The sequence below is a fragment of the Streptococcus sanguinis SK1 = NCTC 7863 genome, assembly GCF_000194945.1.
Taxonomy (GTDB): Bacteria; Bacillota; Bacilli; order Lactobacillales; family Streptococcaceae; genus Streptococcus; species Streptococcus sanguinis.
The window spans coordinates 173,535-192,472 of record NZ_GL878511.1 but is presented as its reverse complement, the minus strand read 5'-3'; the positions used below and the strand labels follow the sequence as shown (position 1 = coordinate 192,472).

Below are 18,938 nucleotides of genomic sequence, written 5' to 3'. Positions count from 1 at the left end.
TTTTCTAAAAATTTCCACAATTTATTTTCTGAAATATTCCAGAAAATAGCTGAGCGAACTGCATGTTTTCCGAACGTTAGTCAGGAATTGCTGGTTTAAAAAACGAAAAAGCGGGCTTTGGTGATATAATAGAGGAAATGAGCTAAAGGCACTCGCCTTCAGAAGAAAAAGGAGCGTTTTACTATGGTTTCGACATCGACACAGATTGCTGGTTTTGCATTTGACAACTGCCTGATGAATGCAGCTGGGGTTGCCTGTATGACAAAAGAGGAACTGGAGGAAGTCAAAGATTCTGCTGCGGGAACATTTGTGACCAAGACAGCGACACTGGAATTTCGTCAAGGAAACCCAGAACCGCGCTATCAGGATGTTCCGCTGGGGTCTATCAACTCCATGGGCCTGCCCAACAATGGCTTAGACTACTATCTCGACTACCTGCTGGAACTCCAGGAAAGTGAACCAAATCGCACTTTCTTCCTCTCTTTGGTCGGTATGTCGCCAGAAGAAACCCACGCCATTCTCCAAAAAGTGCAGGCAAGTGACTTTAAAGGCATTACTGAGCTCAATCTCTCCTGCCCCAATGTTCCTGGCAAGCCACAGATTGCCTATGACTTTGAAACGACGGAAAAAATCTTGTCAGAAGTTTTTGCTTATTTCACCAAGCCGCTGGGTATCAAGCTGCCTCCTTATTTTGACATCGTGCATTTTGATCAAGCCGCTGCGATTTTTAACAAATATCCGCTCAAGTTTGTCAATTGTGTAAACTCTATCGGAAATGGTCTTTATATAGAAGATGAGTCAGTGGTCATTCGTCCGAAAAATGGTTTTGGAGGTATCGGAGGTCAGTACATCAAGCCGACAGCTTTGGCCAATGTCCATGCTTTTTACCAACGCCTTAAACCAGAAATCCAAATCATTGGAACTGGTGGTGTCCTGACGGGGCGCGATGCCTTTGAGCATATCCTCTGTGGTGCCAGTATGGTGCAGGTAGGAACAACCCTTTATAAGGAAGGGGTCGTAGCCTTCGAGCGCATTACCACAGAACTCAAGACTATTATGGAAGAAAAAGGCTATGAAAGCTTAGAAGATTTTCGAGGAAAATTGAAGTATATTGAGGAGTAATTAAAATACGGCTGTTTCAGATTGAAGAAAGATGCATCTTTCTTCAATTTTTTTTGAAAGCGATGATAATATCTGAGAACTACTGACCTCCACCATTTAAAGAATATCCTAAAATTGTGTTATACTACAAATAAAATAAATTGATAAGATATTTGAAGGGGAAATTACGATGAATAAAACATTCTTATGGAGTGGGCTTAGTATTCTAGTAGTTACGGGACTGATTATCATAGGATTTAGTATGTATCAAAACCAGAAGAAGCAAAAGATGATACGCATTGCGACTAGTAAAGAAGCAAGAAAGGTTTATGAAGAACATATGAGAGCGAATGATCCTAATGCTTTAACAAGAGAAGGAGTTATTCAATCTTATGAAATTGATACTGAGACATTAGAATATAATCCGATGGGAGGACTGATGGTTCGATTGTATTTTAATAACAATAAAGAATTGGACTTTCATTTTGGATTGATAAAAAATGACAATGGAGAGTATGAAACATATGGATATACCGTATCACCTAAATTATCAGCTTTGTTAAAGGAAAATGTTAAATGAGCAAAAAATATGTGAATGAACAAAATCTTCAGACGGCTATGACTGAATATAACGATAATTCTCTTAATCGTGAAGTAAAAGATCAATATGGCTAAAAAAATGAGACCGGTTGTCGGCGAGCAAAAAAATAAATATGATGAGATTCTGCCTGTATAATAGTAGTTATAGTCAGTAGCAGAAATCATTTTTGAGTTGAATCACTATAAAATTTACTCCTTTTATGAGAAAATAGACGCAAAGAAATGAGGTGCTTTTATGGCAGAAATTTATTTAGCAGGCGGATGCTTCTGGGGCTTGGAAGAGTACTTTTCCCGCATTGAGGGGGTTGAGGAAACGACAGTGGGCTACGCCAATGGGCAAGTAGAATCAACCAACTACCAGCTGATTCATCAGACGGATCATGCAGAGACAGTTCATCTAGTCTATGACGAAAAGCGGGTCAGCCTACGGGAAATCCTGCTCTATTTTTTCCGAGTCATTGATCCTCTGTCGGTCAATAAGCAGGGAAATGATGTAGGACGTCAGTATCGGACGGGCGTTTACTATACGGATCAAGCCGATAAGGCGGTCATTGAGCAGGTCTTTGCTGAGCAGGAAAAACAACTGGGACAAAAGATTGCTGTTGAGCTAGAGCCTTTGCGCCATTATGTTCTAGCTGAGGACTATCATCAGGATTATCTCAAGAAAAATCCTGGTGGCTACTGCCATATCAATGTCAATGATGCCTATCAGCCCTTGGTCGATCCAGGCCAATACGAGAAGCCTACAGATGTGGAACTAAAAGAGCAGCTGACGGAAGAGCAGTATCAGGTGACCCAGCATAGTGCGACAGAGCGCCCTTTCCATAATGCCTACAATGCCACTTTTGAAGAAGGAATTTATGTAGATGTGACGACTGGTGAGCCCCTCTTTTTTGCTGGAGACAAGTTTGAATCTGGCTGCGGCTGGCCTAGCTTTAGCCGGCCGATTGCCAGAGATGTTCTAAAATACTATGAAGACAAGAGTCATGGCATGGAGCGGATTGAAGTGCGCAGCCGTTCTGGTAATGCCCATCTGGGCCATGTCTTCACTGACGGTCCAGAAGCAGCAGGCGGCTTGCGCTACTGTATCAACTCAGCAGCTCTGCGATTTATTCCAAAAGAGAAAATGGAAGCAGAAGGATACGGCTATCTGCTGACCTTCATGCAGTAAAAGGGCATAAAATCAACTCAAATGCTTCAAACAGTCATATAATTTTTTTATCACGGCGATAAATTATTTATATAAGCCAAGTCTCCTTTAACATGGTAAAATGAGAAGTAATCTTATAAAATAGAAGATTTAGAATTTTATCCATTAAAGGAGAATAAATGATGAATTTGAAAAAAATCTTTTCAGTAGGCTTAGTTGGCCTTGCAGCCTTGGGTTTGGCAGCTTGCGGCGGTTCTTCTAGTAAGGAGAACAAATCAGCAGACGGACCTGTAACCGTCAAGGTTGGGGTGATGAGTCTGAGTGATACAGAAGAAGCGCGCTGGAACAAGGTTCAAGAGATTCTTGACAAAGAAAATGCAGGTGTTAAATTAGAGTATACGCAGTTTACTGACTACTCTCAGCCTAACCAAGCTCTGCTTGACGGTGATGTGGATATCAACGCTTTCCAACATTACAATTTCCTTGAAAACTGGAACAAAGAGAAGGGAGCAGACCTTGTGTCTGTTGCGGATACCTATATCGCACCTATTCGTCTCTACTCTGGTACAAAGGACGGCAAAAATAAATATACAGATGTGAAAGACATCCCAGAAAATGGTACGATTGCTGTTCCAAATGATGCGACAAATGAGAGCCGCGCTCTTTATCTTCTTGAATCAGCTGGCTTGATCAAGCTTGATGTTAAAGGTAAGGAACTTGCGACTGTTGCCAATATCAAAGAAAACAAGAAGAATCTGACAATTTCTGAGTTGGATGCTTCTCAAACACCAGCTTCTCTGACTTCAGCAGATGCTGCAGTTGTCAATAATACTTTCGTCCGCGAAGCAGGCATTGACTACAAGAAGGCCCTCTTCAAAGAAGAAGCCAATGAAAACTCAAAACAATGGTATAACCTGATTGCAGCGAAACCAGACTGGAAGAAATCAGACAAGGCTGACGCAATTGAAAAAATTATCAAGGCTTACCACACTGATGAAGTGAAAAAAGTTATCGAAGAATCATCAGATGGTATGGATCAGCCAGTGTGGTAATTTTTACCGGCAGAAGGTCATTGTATTGAATAAATGAAATGATTAAGAAGGGCGGAGATTAGCTTCTCCAGCCCTTTATCTGCTATTAGGGTCATTTAGTTTGATCATTATCTAGCTTTGAGCTAGGTTGGTACAGATTGCAGCACACAACTTATCACTATCTTTGGTCAAATGACAGGCGGAAATCAAACTAAAAGGTTACAGAGGATACATCACATATTGGACAAATCAAGGAGTGAATCGGAAATTATGGGCAAAGAAATTATCAAATTGGATCACATTGATGTCGTTTTTAATCAAAAAAAGCAAGACATTAAGGCCGTAGAAGATGTGACCATTCATATTAATCAGGGAGATATTTATGGAATTGTAGGCTATTCTGGTGCCGGGAAATCTACTCTGGTTCGTGTCATTAACTTGCTGCAGGTGCCGTCTGCCGGTAAGATTACGGTGGATGATACGGTTTTCTATGATCATCATCAGGTTCAGCTTACTGCAGCTCAGCTACGCCAAAAGCGTAAGGATATCGGGATGATTTTCCAGCATTTTAACCTCATGGCTCAGATGACAGCCAAGGAAAATGTTGCTTTTGCGCTTAAGCATTCACCTTTATCAGCTGCTGAAAAAGAGAAGAAAGTTCATACGCTTTTAGACTTGGTAGGCTTAGCAGATCGGGCGGACAATTATCCTGCCCAGCTGTCTGGCGGTCAGAAGCAGCGGGTGGCTATTGCGCGGGCCTTGGCCAATGATCCCAAAATCCTAATCTCGGACGAGTCCACATCCGCTCTGGATCCTAAGACCACCAAGTAGATTTTGGCTCTATTGCAGGATTTGAATCAAAAATTGGGTCTGACTATTGTCCTCATTACCCACGAAATGCAGATTGTCAAGGACATTGCTAACCGGGTAGCAGTTATGCAGAACGGTCGGCTGATTGAGGAAGGCTCAGTTCTGGATATTTTCTCTAATCCCAATAATGAGCTGACTCAAGACTTCATTACGACCGCAACGGGTATCAATGAGGCTATGATCAAAATCAACCAGCAAAAGATTGTGCAAAACCTGCCGGAAAATTCCATTCTGGCCCACCTGAAATACTCAGGTGTGGTAACGGACACAGCCATTATAAACGACATTTACAAGCAGTATCAAATATCGGCCAATATTCTTCACGCCAATATTGAGATTTTAGACCATGTACCAGTCGGAGAAATGGTCGTTATCTTATCTGGAGAGACCAAGCAACTGGCGGCGGTGCAGGAAAGTCTGCGCGAAGCAGGAGTAGAGCTGCATGTTCTGAAAGAAGGGAGTAACTAATGCTACAGCTGATTCAACAATTTATGCCCAATGTTTATAGAATGGGCTGGTCTGGGCAGGCTGGCTGGGGAACAGCTATTTACCTGACCCTGTATATGACCATCATTCCTTTCTTTATCGGAGGGATTCTAGGCTTTATCGCTGGTCTCTTGCTCGTCTTGACAGGGCCGAGAGGTATTTTGGAAAATAGACTTGTCTTTTTCGTCTTGGACAAGGTTACCTCTATCTTCCGGGCGATTCCTTTCATCATTCTCCTAGCCCTCATCAATCCTTTTACTCGTATTATTGTGGGAACTGGGATTGGACCGACTGCGGCCTTGGTGCCTCTTTCGCTGGCTGTTTTTCCTTTCTTTGCCCGTCAGGTTCAGGTGGTCTTATCCGAGCTAGACCGAGGAGTCATTGAAGCGGCGCAGGCTAGTGGAGCAACCTTCTGGGACATTGTCGGTGTTTACCTGCGGGAAGGTCTGCCGGACTTGATTCGGGTGACGACTGTTACGCTGATCTCTCTGGTTGGTGAGACCGCTATGGCCGGAGCGATTGGAGCTGGTGGACTGGGAAATGTTGCCCTGACTTATGGTTATCAGCGTTTCAACCATGATGTGACCATTCTTGCGACTATTCTTATTTTGCTGCTCATCTTCTTTATTCAGTTTGTTGGGGATTTCCTGACACGGAAGATTAGTCATAGATAATGATTGACAACTAGGGCCTTAGCTGGGGCTCTTTTTTATGCCATAATTTTATAAAAAGACTTGCACAATTAGATTAGGCTTGTTATAATAGCTAAAATCTCTTGAAGCCAAGTATTGGGAAAGTGAGGATATGGCGGATGAAAGCTTATACAAATGTCAATCTGGTGACCTGTGACAGCGTATTTCATGTTTACCGAGAAGGGCTGCTGGTCGTGGAAGATGACCGCATTGTCTACTGCGGTCCCTATGAAGAAAGCTGGCCAGGGAAATGCAGTGAAACAGTGGATTATGAAGGGGCTTGGATCATGCCAGGGCTGGTCAACTGCCATACTCACTCGGCCATGACCTTGCTGCGCGGGATTCGTGATGACAGTAATCTGCATGAATGGCTAGAGGACTATATCTGGCCGGCAGAAAGTCAGTTCACAGCGGATCTAACGACCGAGGCTGTCCAGCTGGCTCTAGCTGAAATGATGCTGTCAGGCACAACGACTTTTAACGACATGTATAATCCTCAGGGAGTAGAGATTGACCGGATTTATCAGACTGTGCGGCAGTCTGGTATGCGTTGCTATTTCTCACCAACACTCTTTAGCTCAGAGGCGGAAACAGCAGAAGAGGCTCTGGCACGTACTCGTGCCATTATTGAGAAAATTCTCTCCTATAATGATGAAGATTTTCAGGTCATGGTGGCGCCTCATTCGCCTTATGCCTGTGACGAAGCTTTGCTCAAGGGAAGTCTTGAGTTAGCGCGTGAGCTAGACTTGAAGCTTCATATCCATGTAGCTGAGACCCAGGAAGAAAATAAAATCATTCTGGAGCGCTATGGCAAACGGCCTCTAGCCTTCTTAAAAGACTTGGGCTACTTGGAGCAGTCAGGTATTTTTGCTCATGGGGTTGAGCTAAATCCGTCAGAGATTGCGGATTTGGCGGCTTCTCCAGTCAGCATCGCCCACAATCCTATCAGCAACCTCAAGCTGGCTTCCGGTGTAGCTCCGGTGACCGACTTATTAGCCGCTGGGGTGACTGTTGGCTTAGCGACGGACTCTGTTGCTTCCAATAATAATCTGGATATGTTTGAAGAAGGTCGGACAGCTGCCCTCCTTCAGAAGATGCGGGCAGGCGATGCGACCCAGTTTACGATTGAGCAGGCCTTGAAAGCTTTGACCATTGAAGGAGCCAAAGCTCTGGGCTTAGAGAAGAAAATCGGCAGTCTGGAAGCGGGCAAGCAAGCCGATTTCATTGTCATTCAGCCTAAGGGACGACTTCATCTCTATCCTTTGGAAAATATGCTGTCGCACCTAGTGTACGCAGTCAAGGGCAGCGATGTTCAGGATGTCTACATTGCAGGGCAGCAGGTTGTCCGAGACAGCCAAGTGCTCACCGTTGATGTAGGGAGTTTTGTGTAAGTGTAAAAGATCAAAATGGAAGCGAGAAATTAGCCTAGCTTCCATTTGTTTTTATAAAATTCGACAAATCGTCAAGAAAACGCTTGCAATTTCTCTAGCTTCTGGTATAATAAACTTATGGATTGTTACTGGTCAAGCAGGCAAAACCTAAACAAATACGAGATATAAAGCACTTTCTTGCTTTCTATTTGGTGTGTGTTTAGGTTTTTTTCGTGCCCTATTTTCCGGAAATAGGAACAAACTGCCAACCTAAAAAATACAAGGAGGATCCATTATGGCTAAAGACTATACAGAATTAGCTCAGGATATTGTTGCCCATGTAGGTGGCAAGGACAACATCACCAAACTGGTACACTGCGTGACACGCTTGCGCTTTTCTCTGAAGGATGAATCAAAAGCAGATACAGACTATCTGATGAAGCGCGACGGAGTTGTAACGGTTGTCAAGGCCGGTGGTCAATATCAAGTTGTTATTGGCAATCATGTGCCTGATGTCTATGAAACGGTGCTCAAGGTTTCTGGTATTTCTGGTGAGGGCAGTGTTGATGCAGATGATGACGCTGTAGAAGGAAATCTGTTTGACCGCTTCATTGCGCTCGTATCCGGTCTCTTCCAGCCGATGCTTGGTACCTTGTCAGCAGCAGGTATGATAAAAGGTGTGGTAGCCATTATGGCAGCCTTAGGCGTTGCCAAAACAGATGGTGCTTATGTTGTTCTCAATGCAGCTGGTGATGGTATCTTCCAGTTTCTTCCTTTAATTTTAGCTATTACATCTGCTAAACGTTTCAAGATGAATCAGTTTACGGCTTTGGCTATCGGTTTTGCCTTGGTTTATCCAAATATCGCTGCTAGTTTTACAGCAGAAAAACCGCTTTATACACTTTTTGCAGGTACACCTATCGAGTCTCCGATTTTCTCGACTTTCTTCGGTCTTCCTATTATCTTCCCTGCATCTAGCTACCTGTCAACGGTCCTTCCAGTAATTACAGCTGTTTGGGTTGGGGCCAAGATTGAAAAAGGCTTTAAAAAAATCATTCCAGATGTTGTCAAAGTCTTTATAGTACCATTCTTTACCCTTTTAATTACAGTGCCATTGGCCTTTCTGGTCATCGGTCCGGTCATGAGTTGGGCGTCTGATTTGGTTGGTGCTCTCTTTACAGGTATCTATGATTTTAGTCCGGTGCTATACGGTATTGTTCTTGGTGCTGCTTGGCAGGTTCTGGTTATGTTTGGTCTTCACTGGGGCTTGGTACCGTTGGCAATCTTGGAGCTTCAAAAGGGTCCAGGTGTCATACTTGTTGCCACTATTGCGATTTGTTTTGCTCAGGCAGGTGCCCTGCTCAATATCATGATGCGTACTAAAGAAGATAAGGTTCGTCAGCTTTCGATTCCAGCTTTCATCTCATCTCTCTTTGGTGTGACAGAGCCAGCTATTTACGGAATCACGCTTCCAATGCGCTTGCCATTTATCATGACTTGTATTTCTGGAGCTCTGACTGGTGCTTATCTGGCTTTCTTTGATGTCAAAATGCAGGTTATGGGTGGTTTGGGACTCTTTGCTATTCCATCCTTTATCGAAGCTGGCAATAGCATGACTTTGATTCACTTCCTCATTGCTATTGTGGCAAACTTTGTGCTAGGTTTTGGCCTGACTCAGCTGGTCAAGATTCCAAATCTTTTCGGCGGCCCGTCAGAAAAAGATGCTGCCGAGTCTTTAGATTCTGAAAAAGAAAGAGTCTCAGCGGGAATTACAGAGCAAGTCGTGACCAGTCCATTGTCTGGTGAGGTAGTGGCTCTTGAGGACACTCCGGACGCAGTCTTTGCCAGCGGAGCTATGGGCAAAGGAGTTGCCATTGAGCCTAGTGTGGGTGAAGTAGTAGCGCCTGCCGATGGGGTCATTCGCCTGCTCTTCCCTACCAACCATGCTATTGGTTTAGCTACGGATGATGGAGCAGAATTGCTGATTCACGTCGGTATGGATACAGTAGTCCTTGACGGAAAAGGCTTTACAGCCCATGTTGTCCAAGGCTCTAAAGTCAAGAAAGGACAGCTTTTGCTTAGCTTTGATATCGATACTATCAAGGAGGCTGGTTATCCAGTGACAACTCCAATCATTGTTACTAACACAGCTAATTATAAGCAGATTGAAGTCCTTGCAAAAGGAGAAGTTCAGCTCGGCGATCAGCTATTAGAATTGAAAAAATAGAAAATGAAGCAGGAGAATGGGAGAGATTGCCGCAATTTGAAGATTGTAGCATGCTTCTCCCCGTTCCTGCTTTTTGCTTTGCTTTCCTTTTGGCGGTAAAAATAGTACAATATAGTAAATGTTGATGCACTATTATCAAGTAAGAAAAAGCGGAGAGATGTGATGGATAAAAAATTTCTTTGGGAGAAGATTCAGACTTTTTTTCAGGAACTTTGGAAGAAGATATCTGCTTTTGCTGCGGAGCATACTCTTCTGACAGATGCCTATCAAGCTTGGCGGGATTGGATTAAGAAGTTGCCGCTTCCTCGTCCCAAAATCTTTAAAAAACAGCTTAGCAATCGCCAGTTTGTCGGAGTGCTTTTGACCGTAGTAGGGCTGTCAGCTGGCTTAATTCTGCTGTCAGAGCATGTGCAGGATTTTACCTTTCTGTCTCCTAGTAAGAAAGAGCAGCAGTCAGATTCCTCTCAGAATCAGACGGTTCGTATCATGGCGACTGGGGATTTGCTTTATCACGATGGCCTTTATCTGAGTGCTCAGAAAGAAGATGGAACTTATGATTTTTCTGAGAATTTCCAATATGCTAAGGAATGGCTTCGGCAGGGAGATTTGGTCTTAGGGGACTTTGAGGGCACGATTCGGCCAGACTATCCCTTGAATGGCTATCCGCTTTTTAATGCTCCAGAAGCCGTAGTTCCAGCAATCAAGGATGCTGGCTATCAGGTGATGGACCTGGCCCATAACCATATTTTAGACTCTGGCTTGGAGGGAGTTTTCACTACAGCTCAGGCTTTTGAAAAAGAGGGAATCACTCCCATTGGTGTTTATCCGCATGAAAGCCGCAGTCAGGCACCGCTCTTGATAAAGGAAGTCAAAGGCATTAAGATTGCACTGCTGGCTTACTCCTATGGTTATAATGGCATGGAAGGGCTGCTCAGTCAGGAAGACTATGACAATCGTCTGTCCGATCTGGATGAAGAAAAGATGCGAGCCGAGATTGAGCGGGCAGAAAAGGAAGCGGACATTACAGTCGTCATGCCTCAGATGGGGGTAGAGTACCAGCTGGAGCCGACAGAAGAGCAGATGACCCTCTACCATAAAATGGTTGACTGGGGAGCAGATATCGTCTTTGGAGGGCATCCGCATGTGGTTCAGCCGGCGGAGATTGTAGAGAAAGATGGTCAGAAGAAGCTGATTATGTATTCTATGGGGAATTTCATTTCCAATCAGCGCATCGAAACCATGGAGGAGATTGAAAATGCTCATTGGACCGAGCGCGGAGTGCTGATGGATGTTACCATTGAAAAGACAACAAAGGGCACACAGATAAAAAGTGCCCAGGCTCATCCGAGCTGGGTCAGCCGAGTGGAAAAAGGCACTACTTCGGCAGACGGTCTACCTTTATACACTTACCAGACCTGGATTTTGGACGACTTTGTCGAAGGTGGCAAGTATCGAGACAAACTGGATCAAGAAACCAGAGCACGGATTGATACCGCCTATCAGGAAATGAATTCTCATGTTGGACTGAATTGGCCGGGGCAATAAATTGCTTGAATATGATTTTAGCCAGATTGGATTTACCAATCTGGTTTTTGCTGTTTTGAAATTTAAGATTTTGTTATAATTAAAAAGGATTATAGAACTGTTAATGAATGGAACTGACCGTTTTCGAGCTTGTCTATTATTTTGACTTATTTGATTGGAAAGAAAATGAAATGCATTTTGGTTTGTGGCTACTTTTGTATCTTATACCTATGTTTATCTTGTTTTTGTTGCTAGTGTGCTCCCTGGTTTTGATGATTTTCTGCCTGTTTTTGCAGAGAAATTTCTTCAAAGAAAAGCAGGGGCGCAATTTGTTGCTAGCTATCTTTTGGTTAGGACTCTTCAATCTCCTGCTGAACTTGCTAGTATAGAAATGATTGGATGATAGGAACTAGCTTTATCCTTGTTCGTTGAAACTAAATATTGGTTGAGAATTAAAGAAAGGCGAAATATGAATTTTTTTGAACAACTTTTTCTTTTAATAGACTTTTTAATTCACTTTTTACCACTCTTATTTATCTTTGTTGTTTTTATTGTTTCATGGATAGTTTATATCTGTATAAAGAAACCTTTCTACAAAAGCATTTATGGGAAAGTGATTAGTCTACTCTTTTTGGGAACCTTGATTTGGAATCTGGTTTATTTTGGCGGAGAAGATCATGGTGGCTCTTACCAATTAGTAAAATTAAAGCCAGGTGAAGCTGTTTATGTAAAGATTAAAAAGCCTTATCTTGACCTAATAAAGGGTTCAGGAGTCAGTGTTTTAAAATTTAAAGATAAAACAGATGGGAAAATTAGAATATACGATTCTTATTTGAGAGAGCAGATAGATGAAAATGAGTATATCTATGATGCAGAAAAAAAGTCTGTTCACTACTATAATGAAAAGGATGGGGGGATAACAATCCCAAACGAACAGGCTTTATCCGATTTAGGTGTTGAGTTTAACGAAAACTATAGCATTGATGTCAACTTTACCCAAAATAGAGCGTTTGTTTTTAGTGTAAGCGACAGTGATCAAGATATCACTGTCCAAAACGAATCAGATAAACCCATATCTTTTTATATCAAAGCCTATCACAGAGTCTATGGCTCAGAAGGTAGGGACCGAGATCTAGAATAATATCTTACAAAACATGTTGCTGTTTCAATACTTCTTATAATATTAGCATTACAAAAAACGAATACCTCCTAGCATATTTTGTCAGCAGGTATTCGTCTTTTTATTTTCCATTGTAGAGCTTCATTTCTTCCGATACTGACTTGGTGTCATTTGATAGTATTTTTTGAACTGGCGGTTGAAGTTGGACAGGTTATTAAAGCCAGCTTGGCTGGAGATTTCTAGTACAGAGAGGTTGGAGTGCTGCAGGAGTTCGGCTGCCTTGCGCAAGCGGAATTGGATTAGGTACTCAATGCAGGAAACGCCCAGATGCCAGCCAGTTGGTCAATATTCAGGTCTTCTTGGTAGTGGGCATTGATGTAGTCGATGATGGAGCGAATCTTTTCTTCTTTGCGATATCCTTCTGGTGACAGGTCTTTGGAAATGACATAGCCATTCTCAAAGAGTAGGTAGAAGAGCTGGTTGAGCTGGGCTTTGAGCTGAAACTCGTAGTAAGATTTGCGGAAATAGCCTGTTTCCATAGCTGCTAAGAGGAACTGGCGAATCTCCGCATAGGCTGTATCATTGGGCTTGATCACATGAGTCAAGTCCAGCTGACCATTGTAGAGGGGCTGCAGATAGTTGATGCTGGCCTGATCCATGGCAGAGTAGCCCATCAGATCCAGATGAAAATTAATGGCGTCCATATAATGGCGCTCGTCGTTGATGGGATGGATGGAGTGCAGGGCATTAGGGCGGATCAGGATAATATCACCTTTTTCGCTGTTAAAGTAGTCGTCGTCAATATGAAATTGTGCTTTTCCTTCGTGGACATAAATCATTTCAACATCGGTATGCCAGTGAAAAAGAATATCTGGATGACCATTCTCAGTGATGGTGCGGGTCAGAGAATAAGGGGTTCGTTGGTTTTTAAAAACGGTATTTTTATGTAGTTGGCCTAAATCAATCATGGGGACACTCTTTCATAGAATAGTACAATTTATTAAGATAATTGTGTTAGAAAATATGCTTGACAACTATTATAATATAAATATAAAAAAAACGAAAGCGAGAAAATGCAAATGGGTAAATTTCCGCAGAATTTCCTCTGGGGCGGTGCAACTGCAGCTAACCAGTATGAAGGTGCCTATAATCTGGATGGAAAAGGCCTGTCTGTTCAGGATGTGACTCCAAAAGGCGGAGTGCCAGCCAAGCCAGGTGACCGCAATCCTTTGATTACTGAGGGGCCGACACCAGATAATCTCAAGCTGGAAGGGATTGATTTCTATCATCGCTATAAGGAGGACATTGCCTTCTTTGCAGAGATGGGCTTCAAGGTCTACCGGACTTCCATTGCCTGGTCTCGGATTTTCCCAAACGGGGACGAGCTGGAACCCAATGAAGCTGGTCTGCAATTCTATGACAATCTTTTTGATGAACTGGCCAAATATGGCATTGAGCCGCTGATTACCCTGTCTCACTATGAAACGCCCCTGCATTTGGCGCGTCAATACAATGGCTGGGCCAACCGTGATTTGATTGGCTTCTACGAGCGCTATGTTCGCACGGTTTTTACCCGCTACAGGGACAAGGTCAAGTATTGGCTGACCTTTAATGAAATCAACTCTGTTCTCCATGCGCCCTTTATGAGTGGCGGCATTGCCACGCCAGCTGAAGAGTTATCCAAGCAGGACCTCTATCAAGCGGTCCATCATGAGCTGGTGGCGTCTGCCTTAGCAACGAAGATTGGTCATGAGATCAATCCTGATTTTAAGATTGGCTGTATGGTTCTCGCCATGCCGGCCTATCCCATGACACCTAAACCTGAAGATGTTCTGGCAGCTCGGGAATTTGAAAATCAAAACTACCTCTTCTCTGATATCCATGCGCGTGGAAAATATCCAGCCTATATCAATCGTTTCTTCAAGGAGAATGGGATTGAGATTCAGTTTGCGCCGGGAGACAAAGAGCTTTTGGCTGAAAATACTGTAGACTTTATTTCCTTCTCCTACTACATGAGTGTGGTTGCGGCCCATGATCCGGAAAATTATTCTTCCGGCCGAGGCAATCTTTTAGGTGGTATTATGAATCCTCATCTGGCTAGCTCAGAATGGGGCTGGCAGATTGACCCAGTCGGTCTGCGCTTGGTGCTAAATAGCTTTTATGATCGCTATCAGTTGCCTCTCTTTATCGTGGAAAATGGTCTCGGTGCCAAGGATGTCTTGGTGGATGGTCCAAATGGCCCAACGGTTGAAGATGACTACCGTATTGATTATCTTAAACAGCATTTGCAGCAGGTTGGAGAAGCGCTGGAAGATGGCGTAGAACTGCTAGGTTACACGACTTGGGGCTGTATTGACCTGGTCTCAGCCAGCACGGCAGAACTCAGTAAGCGTTACGGCTTTATCTACGTTGACCGCAACGATGATGGTAGCGGAACTCTAGCCCGCTATAAGAAAAAATCTTTTGATTGGTACAAAGAAGTCATTGCGACGAATGGAGATAGTCTCTATCAGGATTGAATGACTTAAATCAAAATAAAATGGCTCCTTATAAAATAAACCAAGTCCTATCTGGCTTGGTTTTTCTATGTTTTAAGGAGGTAATTGGCTGAAGCCTCTTGATTTTAAAAGCAAGAGGAGAAAATGCAGTAGTTTGAGGGAAGCTGTCTCTATAAAAAAATTAAGAGTTTATTCGCAAAATTGCAGATATTTGAATCCGTTTACAAAAAACAAAGACACCTCAAATAAAATATGGTATAATATATTAAGAATATTTACTTCAGGAGGGGAAATCATGAGTAGGAAAATCCGTTTCATTTCTCTGCTTACTCTGTTGATTTGTTTTCTGATGGGCTGCAGTCTTTTTCAAAAGAACGGTGGAGGTCCGGGAGAGCAAGGCAGCCAATTTTCGGAAAGTGTTCGTAAGCTGAGAGAAAAATACAGCAAAAATACTCCTTATGATGTCCAAGAAAAGGTCATTCAGATCAAGGAAAATGAGCCTATTACCTTTCCGACAGAGGTACAAAAGCCTAACGATTTTGAGACACTGCCACATGAAGGACAGACCGAGTTGATTTCTTCCTTTGAAATTTATGGGGACAGCAACTTACGAGCTATTTTAGGGGGTGACTTCAAGATGAATGATAAGCGGCAGATAGTGATTGAGCCAGCTTATCATTTCTCTGCGACTAGAGTGGAGCCAAATGGAGAGCATACGGAATATGGTCTAGCCAAGCAAGGTGAGAGCTGGGGTGTCTTTGATACGCTCTATTTGCTGCAACGTGATGATGAGCGCACAGGTAAAAAGCTTAAAAAACCAAAACTTTGGATTGTTAAAATAGATAAGAAAGGGCGCGACAAGCTAGCCCTGAAAACCAAGAGCAGTCTGCTCGGAGATGGTCGCTTGCAGCTGGAATGGACGGAAGTACCGGGAGCGGACTCTTATTCCATTATAAAAAGAGAGTATGTGACCATGCCTGGCAGTGATACGAAGACAGGCCTTTATAACTATAAAGAGGTCGATCGGGTCACTTCGACAGTGTATCGGACAGATTTGCCTACCCACTATGATAGCCGCAACGGAGGCCGTTCTGGTGATGATCCAATTCTTGCCAGACAACGGTTGCTGCAGGCTTACGACCAGGATTACAGTAAGAAAACGGTTGAGAAAAAGCCTTATGAACTCCTTGTTGTTCCCCTTAAAGACAAAGAAGCTTTAGGAACTATCAGCAATCCTATCTCATCTGATAGCTTTGCGAAACTGATGCCGAATCAAATCGATTTTCGGACTTTTTCTGACCAGGTTTCCGCCCTGAGGCAGAAAGGAAACATTCCTGAAGAAGCACCGCTGCAGATGATGGATGGCCAGATTCAGAACTTTCCAATCGTCTATGAAAAAATTGAAAAAGAAGGCCGGGATGTCAGATGTCTGGTCTCTATCAAGGGCATGCCTACTGTCAAAACGGACTTTTTCATTGAACAGGCCAGTGTAGAAGAAGTGCAGCCTGTTGTAGATAAGCATAATGAAAAGGTCAATAAAGAGGAAAACAAGTCGGGTGTTTCAGAGAAATATATCAGTGTAGAGCAGGCTGACTTGGATCTCAAGGGTAAAACAGTCGTTCATGATGTTAGTGACATTGAGGAAAGGGTGGCAGCCAGAAGTGCAGCGCAGGAATATTTTGCTAAGGCCCTTCTGTCAGATGCTGAATATGTTGATTACAGTGAGTTTCCAGAGCTGAGTGAAGGAGATGTCAGTGAATTGCTTCACGATGTTTTAGAGCAAAATCCAGTCATTCAGCAGGGAGTGGTTCCTACCATTGATGCTAAGCAACATGTGGTAAGTTTTAAATACGATGCTAATGAAACAGCCAAATATAAGAAGGCCCGCAAAAAAGTCAAAGAGATTGTCAAAGACATCATCAAAGACCAGATGAGCGATCGAGAAAAGATTGAGGCGATTAATCAGTATATGATTGAGCATATTAGCTATGATAAGGCTGCTTACCAAGGCTTTTTGAATTACAAAACATCTATTGAGAATAAAGAATCAGAAGAAGCTATTTCAAAAGCGTTTAAAGATATGCAAGACGGTATTCGCAAGTATGAATCTAGTTTTGATATTACTGGTCCGCTATTTGAGGGTAAGGGAGTCTGTCAAGCTTACGCTGTAACTTTCCAGGCTCTTGCTCAGGAAGCTGGTCTCGAAACCATGTATGTGAGTGGAAATACAGATGATTTTGACCCGCATGCTTGGAACTTCGCAAAAGTAGATGGTCAGTGGCTGGCCTTAGATGTTACCTGGAATGACTCTGATGGAGACAGCAATAAAACAGAAAATGAATACTTGCTATTGGCCATGGATAATCCACTCTACGCACAGAGCCACTATGCCTTTGACAGATACGAAGATGCTATTAAAGAATGATGCTCCAAATAGAAGCAATCTTTAAAAGATGCCTAAGTCTTGTAAGACAAGAAAGAAGCTAATCAAAAACCCTGAGATAACAGTATCTCAGGGTTTTTCTATGCTTTTATTTCTTCCAACTTTCGACTTCTTTCTGGTGGTTTTTGATCCACTCTTTGGCTGCAGCTTCTGGTGAGCTGCCTTCGTTAATCTTAAGCATGACTTCTTCCATGTCCTTTTGGGTCCAGTTGAAGTTGTCTAGGACCTTATTGACTTCTGGCAAGTCCTTGTCTAGATTTTTTCGAGTAATAGTGTGGATAGCTTCCTTGCCACCCATGGTTCCCTTAGAATCCTTGAGGTATTTGAGGTCGTATTTGGAGAACATCCAGTGAGGTGACCAGCCGGTTACGATGATATCTTCTTTATTCTTAATAGCCTGATCCAGAGCAGTGGTCATGGCTCCTGTTGAGGAAGAAGAAAGATTCCAGCCACTGAGATTGCTGTATTCTTGCATAGTCTTCTCAGTCGCGGTCATGATACCAGCGCCGGGCTCAATACCTGTGATGGTTTTCTTGGCTTGGTCTGACAGGTCTTCGATAGAGTCAGCGTCCATATAGCTTGGTACGACTAGCCCTGTTTTAACGCCCTCAAGGTTTGGCCCCAAGTCCACTAGCTTGTCCTTGTACTCCTCATAGAGAGAAGCATGGGTGGTCGGCAACCAGGCAGAAACCATGGCATCGGCTTCGCCATTAGCAACGGACTTCCACATAACGGCATTGTCCAGCGGTGTGATGGTGACATCGTAGCCCATTTCCTTGAGAGCTTCCGCTACGACATTGGTTGAGGCAACTTCGGAGTCCCATTCAACATAGGCAAGGTTGACCTTTTCTTTTTTGCTTTGCTGAAGCTTGGTTACTTGATTTCCGACAAAGGCTGTCAGGATGACAGCAGCCAGAGCAGACCAGAGCATAATCTTCTTGCGTTTTTCCTTGGCAGTGACCGGTGATTTTTTAGCCAGAGGCTGGTTGAGCTTCTGGGTCAGGCGGTCAATGATAATGGCCAGGATAACCAGAGATACCCCATTGACAAAGCCGGAACCGATGTCGGCATGCTGCAGGGCAGAGAGAACGCCGCGGCCCAGTCCTGGCGCCCCAATCATAGAGGCGGTAACGACCATTGAAAGAGCCAGCATGATGGTCTGATTGACCCCAGCTAGGATGGTATTTTTAGCCAGAGGCAGCTCGACTTTGAAGAGCTTCTGCTTGCCAGTGCCCCCGAAGGAGTCTGACGCTTCAATCAGCTCGGTTGGAATCTGACGAATGGCTAGATTGGTAAAGCGGACAGTCGGTGGCAGGGCAAAGATGACAGAGGCAAAGACCCCAGGCACCATACCAATGCCGAAGAAGGCTACGGCCGGTATCAGGTAGACAAAGGCTGGCATGGTCTGCATAAAGTCCAGCAAGGGCTTGATAACGGCTTCGACGCGATTGCTCTTAGCCATCCAAATCCCCAGTGGAATACCGATGATAATGGAAATGGCACTGGAGACGATGACCAAGGTCACAGTGTTCATGAGATTTTCCCAGAGGCCTTGGTTGTAAACAAAGAGCAGGCCTAGGAAGGTGAGCAGGGGCAGCCCCATCTTACGTTTGGAAATCAAATAGGTAAAAATAGTGATGACTGCGATAAAGAGCAGGGGTGGAATGAAGAGCAGGGTGTCTGTCATTCCATTCATGATGGCATTTCCGATAGCCTGAAGAACCGAGAAAAGCCCGGAGAAGGTATCAGTTACCCAGTTAGTAAAGGCCTCAACCCATTGAGAAACGGGGATTGGCTGTTGTAAAATATTCAAAATGCGAACCTCC

13 protein-coding genes and 2 pseudogenes are annotated in these 18,938 nt (G+C 43.6%); 13 read left to right on the top strand and 2 right to left on the bottom strand.

Annotation, left to right across the window (positions count from 1 at the left end; genetic code table 11):
• Nucleotides 1-183 precede the first annotated feature (183 nt).
• The 11 genes and pseudogenes from HMPREF9378_RS00990 to HMPREF9378_RS01030 all read left to right on the top strand — a co-directional run bounded on the left by HMPREF9378_RS00990 (nt 184) and on the right by HMPREF9378_RS01030 (nt 12,192).
• A complete protein-coding gene (locus HMPREF9378_RS00990; RefSeq protein WP_002903358.1) occupies nt 184-1,122 on the top strand; it encodes a dihydroorotate oxidase in 939 nt (312 codons plus the stop codon).
• A gap of 169 nt (nt 1,123-1,291) precedes the next feature.
• Nucleotides 1,292-1,681, top strand: a complete 390-nt coding sequence (locus HMPREF9378_RS00995; protein WP_002903357.1) for a DUF1310 family protein — start codon at nt 1,292-1,294, stop codon at nt 1,679-1,681.
• Between the two features lie 255 nt (nt 1,682-1,936).
• Complete coding sequence (gene msrB, locus HMPREF9378_RS01000; protein WP_002903355.1) at nt 1,937-2,872, top strand: peptide-methionine (R)-S-oxide reductase MsrB; 936 nt, start codon at nt 1,937-1,939, stop codon at nt 2,870-2,872.
• A 158-nt stretch (nt 2,873-3,030) separates the two neighbouring features.
• Nucleotides 3,031-3,903, top strand: coding sequence for a MetQ/NlpA family ABC transporter substrate-binding protein (locus tag HMPREF9378_RS01005; RefSeq protein WP_002903353.1), 873 nt, complete (start codon nt 3,031-3,033; stop codon nt 3,901-3,903).
• Between the two features lie 249 nt (nt 3,904-4,152).
• A pseudogene (locus HMPREF9378_RS0110995) lies at nt 4,153-5,220 on the top strand (methionine ABC transporter ATP-binding protein).
• Nucleotides 5,220-5,912, top strand: a complete 693-nt coding sequence (locus HMPREF9378_RS01010; protein WP_002898357.1) for a methionine ABC transporter permease — start codon at nt 5,220-5,222, stop codon at nt 5,910-5,912. The pseudogene HMPREF9378_RS0110995 and the gene HMPREF9378_RS01010 overlap by 1 nt, the downstream one beginning before the upstream one ends.
• 137 nt (nt 5,913-6,049) lie before the next feature.
• Nucleotides 6,050-7,321: a TRZ/ATZ family protein gene (locus HMPREF9378_RS01015; RefSeq protein ID WP_002914404.1), complete on the top strand. Its 1,272-nt coding sequence runs from the start codon at nt 6,050-6,052 to the stop codon at nt 7,319-7,321.
• 274 nt (nt 7,322-7,595) lie between these two features.
• A complete protein-coding gene (locus tag HMPREF9378_RS01020; protein WP_002901467.1) occupies nt 7,596-9,527 on the top strand; it encodes a beta-glucoside-specific PTS transporter subunit IIABC in 1,932 nt (643 codons plus the stop codon).
• 162 nt (nt 9,528-9,689) lie between these two features.
• Entirely contained in the window at nt 9,690-11,072 is a 1,383-nt protein-coding gene (locus HMPREF9378_RS01025; RefSeq protein ID WP_002901466.1) for a CapA family protein, read from the top strand.
• A 184-nt stretch (nt 11,073-11,256) separates the two neighbouring features.
• Complete coding sequence (locus tag HMPREF9378_RS0110990; RefSeq protein WP_032910630.1) at nt 11,257-11,454, top strand: hypothetical protein; 198 nt, start codon at nt 11,257-11,259, stop codon at nt 11,452-11,454.
• A 66-nt stretch (nt 11,455-11,520) separates the two neighbouring features.
• On the top strand, nt 11,521-12,192 hold the full coding sequence (locus tag HMPREF9378_RS01030; protein WP_002903346.1) for a hypothetical protein: 672 nt from the start codon (nt 11,521-11,523) through the stop codon (nt 12,190-12,192).
• Nucleotides 12,193-12,312: 120 nt separating this feature from the next.
• Here the strand turns inward: HMPREF9378_RS01030 and HMPREF9378_RS01035 are convergent.
• Nucleotides 12,313-13,139, bottom strand: a pseudogene (locus HMPREF9378_RS01035) (helix-turn-helix domain-containing protein).
• Between the two features lie 105 nt (nt 13,140-13,244).
• Here HMPREF9378_RS01035 and HMPREF9378_RS01040 point away from each other — a divergent pair.
• Nucleotides 13,245-14,690 carry a glycoside hydrolase family 1 protein gene (locus HMPREF9378_RS01040; protein ID WP_002914401.1) on the top strand — a complete coding sequence of 482 codons (1,446 nt, stop codon included), beginning with the start codon at nt 13,245-13,247 and terminating at the stop codon, nt 14,688-14,690.
• A gap of 274 nt (nt 14,691-14,964) precedes the next feature.
• A complete protein-coding gene (locus HMPREF9378_RS01045; protein ID WP_002914400.1) occupies nt 14,965-17,094 on the top strand; it encodes a transglutaminase domain-containing protein in 2,130 nt (709 codons plus the stop codon).
• A gap of 106 nt (nt 17,095-17,200) precedes the next feature.
• On the opposite strand, the gene HMPREF9378_RS01050 is transcribed toward HMPREF9378_RS01045, so the two are convergent.
• Nucleotides 17,201-18,925 carry an ABC transporter permease/substrate binding protein gene (locus tag HMPREF9378_RS01050; RefSeq protein WP_002914399.1) on the bottom strand — a complete coding sequence of 575 codons (1,725 nt, stop codon included), beginning with the start codon at nt 18,923-18,925 and terminating at the stop codon, nt 17,201-17,203.
• Nucleotides 18,926-18,938: the final 13 nt, after the last annotated feature.

Excerpts from the sequence above, each read along its gene's own strand:
- HMPREF9378_RS00990 (WP_002903358.1), top strand. The coding sequence starts at position 184 with ATGGTTTCGACATCGACACAGATTGCTGGTTTTGCATTTGACAACTGC.
- HMPREF9378_RS00995 (WP_002903357.1), top strand. The coding sequence starts at position 1,292 with ATGAATAAAACATTCTTATGGAGTGGGCTTAGTATTCTAGTAGTTACG.
- msrB (WP_002903355.1), top strand. The coding sequence starts at position 1,937 with ATGGCAGAAATTTATTTAGCAGGCGGATGCTTCTGGGGCTTGGAAGAG.
- HMPREF9378_RS01005 (WP_002903353.1), top strand. The coding sequence starts at position 3,031 with ATGATGAATTTGAAAAAAATCTTTTCAGTAGGCTTAGTTGGCCTTGCA.
- HMPREF9378_RS01010 (WP_002898357.1), top strand. The coding sequence starts at position 5,220 with ATGCTACAGCTGATTCAACAATTTATGCCCAATGTTTATAGAATGGGC.
- HMPREF9378_RS01015 (WP_002914404.1), top strand. The coding sequence starts at position 6,050 with ATGAAAGCTTATACAAATGTCAATCTGGTGACCTGTGACAGCGTATTT.
- HMPREF9378_RS01020 (WP_002901467.1), top strand. The coding sequence starts at position 7,596 with ATGGCTAAAGACTATACAGAATTAGCTCAGGATATTGTTGCCCATGTA.
- HMPREF9378_RS01025 (WP_002901466.1), top strand. The coding sequence starts at position 9,690 with ATGGATAAAAAATTTCTTTGGGAGAAGATTCAGACTTTTTTTCAGGAA.
- HMPREF9378_RS01030 (WP_002903346.1), top strand. The coding sequence starts at position 11,521 with ATGAATTTTTTTGAACAACTTTTTCTTTTAATAGACTTTTTAATTCAC.
- HMPREF9378_RS01040 (WP_002914401.1), top strand. The coding sequence starts at position 13,245 with ATGCAAATGGGTAAATTTCCGCAGAATTTCCTCTGGGGCGGTGCAACT.
- HMPREF9378_RS01045 (WP_002914400.1), top strand. The coding sequence starts at position 14,965 with ATGAGTAGGAAAATCCGTTTCATTTCTCTGCTTACTCTGTTGATTTGT.